The organism is Streptomyces sp. 4N509B, assembly GCF_052245655.1.
GTDB lineage: Bacteria > Actinomycetota > Actinomycetes > Streptomycetales > Streptomycetaceae > Streptomyces.
In genome coordinates this window covers 478,532-487,238 of the sequence record NZ_JBQQBZ010000001.1, presented here as the reverse complement: position 1 = coordinate 487,238, position 8,707 = coordinate 478,532, and the positions used below count along the sequence as shown (strand labels likewise).

The window sequence follows — 8,707 nt, the reverse complement described above, 5'->3', positions numbered from 1 at the left end:
GACACGGGGGCGGGGGCCACGGGGGCGGGGGGAGGCGGAAGAACGGGGGGCGACGCCGGAGCCGCTCCCGCCTCCGCCTCCGCGTTCGCCGCCCTGGCCTGGGCGTCCCTGGCCGCGCCGAAGAAGTCGCCGCCCTTGCGCTTGTAGTCGTCCGTACCCCAGTCCGCCGCCGCGTGGCTGCCGCCCTTGACCATCAGCGGGATGTGCTTGGCGCAGTGGATGTACGCCTCCTGCACCTCCACCCGCACCCACAGCTGGGCGCGGCGCCCGGGGACCGGGTCGACCGGCAGGTCGGGGTGGGCGGCCCGCATCTCGGCGTCGGGAACGATGCGGGCCCTGCCGTTGACGTGCAGGCCGATGCGCGCCCGGTCGAAGTCGACGAGCAGCAGCCCGGCGTGCGGGTTCTCCGCGATGTTGCCGAGGGAGGCGTGGACGCCGTTGCCCCGGTACTCGGGGAAGATCAGCGTGCGCGGGTCCAGCACGCGCAGGAAGCCGGCGGGGCCGGCTCGGAAGCTGTTGTCGCACTCGCCGTGTCGGTCGGCGGTGGCCAGGAAGAACCACTCCTGGCGGGCGACGAACTCGCACATCCGCTCGTTGAGGTGGTCCAGCATCTGCTCGCGGTAGAAGCGGTCGGCGCGCGCCTCGCTTCCCAGCCGTCGCTGGAGGGCGTGTTCGCCGTCGCTGCCCGGTCGGTCGTCACGGGCCGGCAGCGGCGGCGACGGCGACACCCGCGGCGCCTGTCCGTTGCCTCCCGCGCTTCCCGCGCTTCCCGCGTACTGCGATGTCCCCGCTGTGTCATCCATGCCTTAAATGCCGTTCCTCAAGCGCTCTCACGCTGTTCGCTGGTCGTCGCTCGTCGCTCGTTCTCGCCCCGTTCCCGTTCCCCGTTCACCGTTCGCGCTCCCCGCTCCGTGGCCCCGCGGCCCGCGGCCCCCACGCGCCGCACGGGTCACACGCACACGGTCAACTCACACTCAGCGTCCCCGTGAAGTCGTGCCATATCCGGTCGGCGGGAATGCCGGCCGAGAGCATCGCGTCGACGCCCTTGCGGATCATCAGCGGCGGCCCCGAGAGGTACCCGTCGCAGCCGGGCCACGGCCCGAACTTCCGCACCGCGTCCGGAAGCCGGCCCGCGAAGCCGCGCGTGGCGAACTCCGCGACCACCGGCCGCACCGACAGCCACGGGTGGCGCCGCTCCAGGTCCAGGAAGTCGTCCAGCGCGTAGAGCTCGGCGTCCCGGTTGGCCCCGAAGAAGACCTCCACGGGGCGTCTCCTGCCGGACCCGGCCACGTCCTCCACCAGCGCCTTGATGGGCGCGATGCCCGTCGAGCCGCCGACGCAGACCAGTCCGTCGTCCGAGTCGTGGTTGACCGACATCGCGCCGGCCGGCGGGCCGAGCCGCACCACGTCGCCGCGACGCGCCCGGTGCACCAGCGCGCGGGAGACCCAGCCGGCCGGGACCGCCTTCACGTGGAACGACAGGGTGCCGTCGTCGCGGGGGGCGCTGGCGAAGGAGTAGTACCGCCACACCCGGGGCCACCACGGCGTCTCGATCGCCGTGTACTGGCCGGCGCGGTAGCCGTAGGGCTGGTCGGGGCGGACGGTGACGACGGCGATGTCGGCGGTGCGCCGCTCGTGCGCCACGATCTCCGCGTGCCACCACGCGGGCGCCACGGCCTCGTCGTCGGCCGCGGCGTCGATCATGGTCTGCGACATCAGGGTGTACGTCCGCACCCAGGCCGCCTCGGTGTCCGGGCCCCAGCTGCGCGGCGCGTAGAGCTCCAGCGCGGCCATCAGGCACTCGCCGACCGCCGGGTACTGCTCGGGGCGCGTGCCGTACTTCCGGTGGCCGCGGCCGAGGGCCTCCAGGTACGGCACCAGCCGCTCCCGGTCGTCGATGCGCTCGGCGGCGGTCAGCAGCGCGCCGAACAGCCGGTCGCGCTGGGAGTCCATCGCGGCGGGGAACATGTCCCGCAGCTCGGGGTGGTTCAGGAAGAGCAGGGCGTAGAAGTACGAGGTGACGTGGTCGGCGACCGGCTCGATCTCGGCGAGGGTGCGCCGGATGAGGACGGCGTCACGGGAGGGTGGCGCGCCGCCCGGCCCCGTGCCGCCGCCTGGGCTCACAGCGCCGGTGGTCGCCGCCCCGTCGTCGGCCCATATCGCGGTCATGACCCTGCCTCGTCTCGATCAACGTCCGGTCACCAGGACCGGCACCCGCCGCGAGCCCCCGCGACCACTCTCGGTCCGCCTCAATCCGTTCTGAACGATCTCGCCTGAACGTTTCTGAACGTTTGCACGACGACCTTGCGTCACTCGGATATGGAACTGACCCTACCGTTATGGGGCTGAGACACAACCCCCTCATGGAAACGAGAAGTTAGCGAAGAATCACCTCTTCGTCCGTTTCCTGCGGGCAGCCGCGCGCCGCCTCCCACCCGCCGCGCGCCGCCTCCCGCCCGCCTCACGCCCTCCAACCTGCGGGATCGACGCCGCCCGGCACCCCGTCCGCCTCCGGGTCGTACGGGCGCCGCGTGAGGACGAACGTCCCGAGGTCCAGGTGACTCACCGCGTCGGAGCCGTCCCGCCGCCGCACCACCCGCAGCACCTCCCCCGCGAAGTAGCCGTCCTGCCCGATCCAGCCACCGCCGTCCGCCACGGCCCGCGGCACGAACCGCGAACAGCGGCCCGTCGCCGCCCCCGTGGCCGACACCAGGCTCAGCTCCCGGCCGGACCGCAGCCGCAGCTCGTACCCGTGGGTCCCCCAGTACCACGGCCCGGTCAGCGCCAGCAGCTCCTGGTCCACCTCCGCCTCCGGCATCGGCCGCCACGGCTCGGGCAGCGCCGGCTCGCGCGCCGCCACCTCCGCGACCAGGTCCGCCGCCAGCGCCCCCGTGAACGGCCCCGACGTCGCGTTCGTCAGCGCGACGGCCGCCAGGCCCTCGCCGGGCGAGGTCCACAGGCCCGCCAGGAAGCCCGGCATCGAGCCGCCGTGCCCGACGAGCAGCCGCTCCCCGCGCTGCCACAGCTGGAGGCCGAGGCCGTAGGACGACTCCCAGGCCCCCGGCTCGGGCGGGACCGCCGGCGTCCGCATCTCCGCCAGGCTCGCGGCGCCGAGCACCCGCTCGTCGCCCGCCAGCAGGAACGCCGCCAGCCTCGCCAGGTCCGCGACCGTCGACCACAGCTGGCCCGCCGGCGCCATCAGGCCCGTGTCCGCGGCAGGCTCCGGCTGCCGCAGCTCCGCGAGCGGGTGCACCGCCCAGCCCGTGGCGTGCGGCGCGACCGGCAGGAACGTGGTGCGGCGCATGCCGAGCGGCTCCAGCACCTCCTCGCGCAGCGCTGTCGCCCACGGCGCGTCCCGCTTCCTCTCCACGAGGGCGCCCAGCAGGGCGTAGCCGACGTTGGAGTAGTGGTGACGCCGGCCCGTGGGGTGCTTGCGGGGGGTCTCGTGGGGTGGCTCGCCGAAGAGGTCCGCGAGCTCGGGGCGCAGCGTGCCGGGCGTCCGCTCCCACCAGGGGCCGCGCGGCTCGGCCGCCAGGCCGGAGGCGTGGGAGAGCAGCTGGGCGATGGTGGCGTCGCCGGCGTGGGGCGTGGACAGGTGCGCGCCGAGCGGGTCGCCGAGGTCGATCAGGCCCTCGTCGCGCAGGCGCATCACCAGCAGCGCGGTCAGCGTCTTCGTGATCGAGCCGATGCGGTACTGCACGTCCGCGACGTCGGGGGCGTCCGCGACGTCACGCACGTCCACGGCGTCGGGGCCGTCCACGGCGTCGGGGGCGTCCACGGCGTCGGCCGCGCCGGGGAGTTCGCCGCGCCCGCCACGCCACACGAGCCGACCGTGCCGCACGACCCCCGCCACCACCGACGGCGTCCGCCCGCCCGCCTGCTCCACCGCCACCCGGTGCGCCAACGCCCGCCGCGTGCCGGACAGCAGCGGCAGGTCCTCCCACCCGTCCACCAGCCCGTCGAAGGGCCCACTCGCGTGCGCGGACCCGCGCCGGGGTTCACGCGGATCGTCGCGTCGGTCGAAGTCGTCAGGGCCGTCGAAGCCGTCTGTCGTTCGCGTCATGCTCCACCCTTATGACCGGCTCCCGCCCCACGCCAGCGAATAACGCCGCGTCGCGCGTACTCGTCAGCGAGTACGAACGGTTACTCCCGCCGTCAGACGACCCGCGCCCCGCCCGACGGCACGGTGAACCCATGACACGCGCCAGCGCAGCCAGAGCATCCGCCCTGCCCCATCTCCCGCGCCCCGCCCGACGGGCCGTCCTGATCACCCACGTCACCGTCTCCGTCAGCTGGCTCGGCCTCAGCCTGAGCCTGCTCCTCCTGGCGGTCACGGGCGCCACCGCCGACACCCCGGAGGTGGCGGCGTCCGCCTACCGCGCCATGAAGCTCTTCGGCGACTGGCTGCTGGTCCCCCTCGCCCTCACCACCCTCGCCACCGGCCTCGTCCTGGCGCTCGGCACCCCGTGGGGCCTGGCCCACCACCGCTGGGTGTACACCAAGTTCTGGCTCACCCTGATCGCCGCCACCGCCTCCACCTTCGCGTTCCGGGCCGGCATCAACGAGGCGGCCGCCGAGGTCGACGCCGGCGGGACCGTCACGGACACGAGCGGCCTGCTCTTCCCCCCGTCCGTCTCCCTCGCCCTCTACCTCTTCATGACCGTCATCTCCTACCTCAAGCCCTGGGGCCTCACCCGCCGAGGGCAGCACGCCCGCGACCAGCGCGCCCGCGCCCGCACGGTCGCCCGGGGCACCGAACGCGCCGAACGCGCCGTGGGCGCCGAGGGCGCCACCCATGACGGCGGCGGCGCACGTTCCCGACGTTCTCCGATCGGTAACGGAAAACCACTCGCAGGCGCCACACACCGTCAGACAGGCTGACCCCCGTGACGACCGACGCCGCTCCGCACGCCACCAACGCCCCGGACACCCTGGCCGCCCTCCCCATCCGCCGGCTCACCCCCGCCGACCTGGCCGCCTGCGTCGACCTCGCCGCCGACCGCGGCTGGCCGCCCGAGGACCACAAGTGGCGGCTCCTCCTCACCGCCGGCCAGGGCTACGGCATCGACGCGCCGCCCGGGGACCCGCACGGCGGACTCGTCGCCGCGGTCGTCGTCACCCCCTACGGCGGGCTCCCGCGCGGCGCGGCGGCACACGGCGACGCGATCAGCGCCATCGGCATGATGCTGGTGGCGCTTCGCTGCGAACGCCGCGGACTCGGGGCGCGCCTCCTGCGCCACGCGCTGGCCGCCGTCGACACCCCGGCCGCCTTCCTCACCGCCACCTCCTACGGCAGGCCGCTCTACGAACGCCTCGGCTTCGTCTCCGTCGGCACCGTCACCCTGCTGCGCGGCGCGTTCACCGGCCCGAAGGCCCCGGCCGTCCCGGCCACACCGGGTGTCACGGATGTCACGGATGTCACGGGCTCGGGCTCGACGGTGCGCCCGGCCGTCGCCGCCGACCTGCCCGCGCTCCTCGCGCACGACCTCCTCGCCTTCGGCGCCGACCGCACCGGCCTCCTCACCCGGCTGCCGTCCTTCGCCGACCAGTTCCTCGTCGCCGAGGCCACCCCCGGCGGGCGCCTCACCGGCTACGCCGCGGCCTGGCCCACGTCCGACACCACCGTGGTCGGGCCGCTCGTCGCCGACGACCTTCCCACCGCCCAGGCGCTCCTCACCCGACTGGCCGCCGCCGCCCCCGCGGGCGTTCCGCTGCGCGTCGACGTCGACGCGGGCACGCACCCGGCGTTCGCGGCCTGGCTCCGCGACCGCGGCCTCGCCGACGCCGGCCAGACCGCGCTGATGGTCCGCGGCGTCCCCGACCTCCCGGGCGACGCCACCCGGCGCTACGCGCCCTACTCCGTCGCCCTCGGCTGACACCCTCGCGCCGAGCCGCCGAGCCACAGAGCCGCCGATCGTGCGAGAGCGTCCGATTCGTTCAAGACCCGCCACACGCCGGCCACCTAGCCTGCCGGCATGACACCACGACTCGACCTCGTCGGACTCGTCACCGACGACATGGCCGCCTCGCTCGCCTTCTACCGCCGCCTCGGCGTCGACATCCCGCCCGGCGCCGAGAAGGAACCCCACGTCGAGGTCGCCCTCCCCGGCGGGCTGCGCCTCGCCTGGGACACCGCCGACACCGTCCGGTCCTTCCACCCCGAGTGGAGCCCGCCCACGGGCGGGCGCCCCCGCCAGTCGCTCGCGTTCCTCTGCGAGAGTCACGCCGAGGTCGACACGCTCTACGTCGAGCTCACCCAGGCCGGATACCAGGGCGAGAAGTCCCCCTGGAACGCCTTCTGGGGACAGCGCTACGCGATCGTCCGCGACCCCGACGGCAACAGCGTCGACCTCTTCGCCCCCCTGCCCCCGGCTACAACGCCGTGATCGGCACGCCGGCCAGCGCCCTCACCTCGCGCGCGAGGTGAGCCTGGTCGGCATAGCCGCACGCCGCCGCCACCTCCGCCAACGCCACTCCCCGCCGTGCCAGGGCCAGCGCCCGCCGCATCCGCAGCACCCGCGCCAGCGTCTTCGGCCCGTAGCCGAAGGCGGCGAGGCTGCGGCGGCGCAGCTGCCGCTCGCTCAGCCCCACCGCGTCGGCCGTCTGGGCCACGCTCCGCCCCCGCGCCAGCGACGCCACCGCCGCGTCGCGCCACGGCTCCGCCTCGGGCGCCCGCACCAGGCGCCGCGCGGCCACCGCCTCCAACACGCCGGCCACCGCCGCCGCCCCACCCGGCCACCCGCCGGCCCGGCCGCCGCCCGCCACACCGCCCGGGGCGTCACCCGGGACGCCAAGGGGCGGCCCGCCGCCTCGACCGCCCCCGGCACACCCGGACCGCTCGAAACGGTCGGTGAGCTCCCGCACCTCCCGTCCGGGCCACACCTCCGCCAGCGGCACGCGCAGATCCCGCAGCTCACACGCCGGGACACCGAGCACGTCCGGCCCGACCCCGGGCGGGAAACGCACCCCGACGTACGGCGCCCGGTCCCCGACCTCCGGCACGTGGGCCCGCGTGTCCGGTCCGGCCACCACCAGACCCCGGTCCTCGGACCACATCAGGTCCATGCACCCGTCGGGCAGCACCCGCCCCACGGCGCCGTCGGCCTCGGGGGCGCTCCACCACACCACCGCGCCCGCGATCGCGGAAGGCCGCTCCCGGTACACGCTCAGGACGCCTCACGATGGTGTGCCAGCAGCACAGCCAGCAGCCGCGCCAGCTCCACGCGCTCACCCTCCGCCAACGGCGCGAGCAGCGCGCCCTGCGCCCCTGCGAGCGCCTCGTCGGCCCGCGCCAGCTGCCGCTCACCCTCAGTCGTCAACGTGACGACGTTCCGCCGCCGGTCCGCCGGATCCGGCTCCCGCACGACCTGCCCCAGCTCCGCCAGCTCGTTGAGCGCCGCCACGACGTCGCTGCGGTCGATGCCGCACCGCCGCCCCAGCGCCGCCTGACTGGCCGGACCGAACTCCGCCAGCGCCGCCAACAACGCGAAGTGGTACCGGCGCGCCCCGACCGACACGAACGCCTCCGACACCAGCCGCGCCGCGTGCGTCGCGGCATGCGTCAACAGCCAGCTCGGCGTGGACCACAGCCGCTCCGGCACCCGTTCGTCCGCCGTGCCCATGGCTCCGACCCTAGCGCCACACCAGCGAAGTTGACCTGTCCACCTGGTTAGGTGACCCTAACCTTAGGAACGTCGCGGACGTCCCTGACGTCACTGATGCCACTGACGTCCTCCACTGACGTCCTCGACGTCACGCACCGTCGCTCACGACCAGGGGGCTCATCCATGGCACGCTCACCCCAGACCCACCACGGCCGGGTCCTGCGCACCCACCGCCTGACACCCCACATGATCCGGGTCGTCCTCGGCGGTGACGGCCTGCACGCCTTCGGCACCGACGGCTACACCGACCACTACGTCAAACTGCTCTTCCCGATCCCGGGCGTCGCCTACCCGACCCCCTTCGACCTCGCCACCATCCGCGCCGAGCTGCCCCGCGACCAGTGGCCCCTCACCCGCACCTACACCGTCCGCGCCTGGGACCCCGCCGCCCGCGAGCTCACGATCGACTTCGTCCACCACGGCGACGAGGGCGTCGCCGGCCCGTGGGCCGCCGCCGCCCAGCCGGGCGACGTCCTCCACCTCTCCGGCCCCGGCGGTGCCTACGCCCCCGACCCCAAGGCCGACTGGCACCTCCTGGCCGGCGACGAGGCCGCCCTGCCCGCCATCGCCGCCGCGCTCGAGGCCCTGCCCGCCGGCGCGCCGGCCACCGTCCTCATCGAGGTCGCCGGACCCGAGGAGCGACAGACGATCGACTCACCCGGCTCCGTCGAGCTGACCTGGCTGACCCGCGAGGCCGGCCAGGAGCGCCCCGGCGCCACCCTGCTGCCCGCGATCACCGCCCTCGACTTCCCGCCCGGCACCGTCCACGCCTTCGTCCACGGCGAGGCCCACGCCGTCCGCGACATCCGCCGCCACCTGCGCCACGACCGCGGTCTGGCCCGCGACCAGATGTCCATCTCCGGCTACTGGCGCCACGGCACCAACGAGGACGGCTGGCAGTCCTCGAAGGCCGAGTGGAACGAGCGGATCGAACGCGAACAGGAAGCGGCCCCCTTCTCCTGACCTCCTGACCCACCCCGGCGCCCGGCGGCGCCCTCACGGCCCCGGCCTCCCGCGTCCCATCTCCCGCTTCCCACCCCCCG

The 8,707-nt window shown here is 74.9% G+C and carries 9 protein-coding genes; 4 read left to right on the top strand and 5 right to left on the bottom strand.

The window, feature by feature from the left end; all coding sequences use genetic code 11:
- The 3 genes from ACTWP5_RS02140 to ACTWP5_RS02130 form a co-directional block, all read right to left on the bottom strand.
- Positions 1-803 (bottom strand): pyridoxamine 5'-phosphate oxidase family protein (locus ACTWP5_RS02140; RefSeq protein WP_443218906.1); only part of this gene is annotated, 803 nt, incomplete at its 3' end.
- 160 nt (positions 804-963) lie between these two features.
- Positions 964-2,169, bottom strand: a complete 1,206-nt coding sequence (locus tag ACTWP5_RS02135) for a globin domain-containing protein (protein WP_443218905.1) — start codon at positions 2,167-2,169, stop codon at positions 964-966.
- A 292-nt stretch (positions 2,170-2,461) separates the two neighbouring features.
- Positions 2,462-4,063, bottom strand: a complete 1,602-nt coding sequence (locus ACTWP5_RS02130; RefSeq protein ID WP_443218904.1) for a serine hydrolase domain-containing protein — start codon at positions 4,061-4,063, stop codon at positions 2,462-2,464.
- Positions 4,064-4,194: 131 nt separating this feature from the next.
- Here ACTWP5_RS02130 and ACTWP5_RS02125 point away from each other — a divergent pair, with 131 nt between their 5' ends.
- The 3 genes from ACTWP5_RS02125 (at position 4,195) to ACTWP5_RS02115 (ending at position 6,386) form a co-directional block, all read left to right on the top strand.
- Positions 4,195-4,881 (top strand): DUF2269 domain-containing protein, encoded by a 687-nt coding sequence (locus ACTWP5_RS02125; protein WP_443218903.1) that lies wholly within the window; start codon positions 4,195-4,197, stop codon positions 4,879-4,881.
- A 5-nt stretch (positions 4,882-4,886) separates the two neighbouring features.
- Positions 4,887-5,876, top strand: a complete 990-nt coding sequence (locus ACTWP5_RS02120; protein WP_443218902.1) for a GNAT family N-acetyltransferase — start codon at positions 4,887-4,889, stop codon at positions 5,874-5,876.
- Positions 5,877-5,975: 99 nt separating this feature from the next.
- Positions 5,976-6,386, top strand: a complete 411-nt coding sequence (locus ACTWP5_RS02115; protein ID WP_443218901.1) for a VOC family protein — start codon at positions 5,976-5,978, stop codon at positions 6,384-6,386.
- On the opposite strand, the gene ACTWP5_RS02110 is transcribed toward ACTWP5_RS02115, so the two are convergent.
- Positions 6,373-7,164, bottom strand: coding sequence for a helix-turn-helix domain-containing protein (locus ACTWP5_RS02110; protein ID WP_443218900.1), 792 nt, complete (start codon positions 7,162-7,164; stop codon positions 6,373-6,375). The genes ACTWP5_RS02115 and ACTWP5_RS02110 overlap by 14 nt on opposite strands.
- Positions 7,165-7,166: 2 nt before the next feature.
- A complete protein-coding gene (locus tag ACTWP5_RS02105; RefSeq protein ID WP_443218899.1) occupies positions 7,167-7,622 on the bottom strand; it encodes a MarR family winged helix-turn-helix transcriptional regulator in 456 nt (151 codons plus the stop codon).
- 165 nt (positions 7,623-7,787) lie between these two features.
- On the opposite strand from ACTWP5_RS02105, the gene ACTWP5_RS02100 reads away from it, so the two are divergent.
- Positions 7,788-8,627 carry a siderophore-interacting protein gene (locus ACTWP5_RS02100; RefSeq protein WP_443218898.1) on the top strand — a complete coding sequence of 280 codons (840 nt, stop codon included), beginning with the start codon at positions 7,788-7,790 and terminating at the stop codon, positions 8,625-8,627.
- Positions 8,628-8,707: the final 80 nt, after the last annotated feature.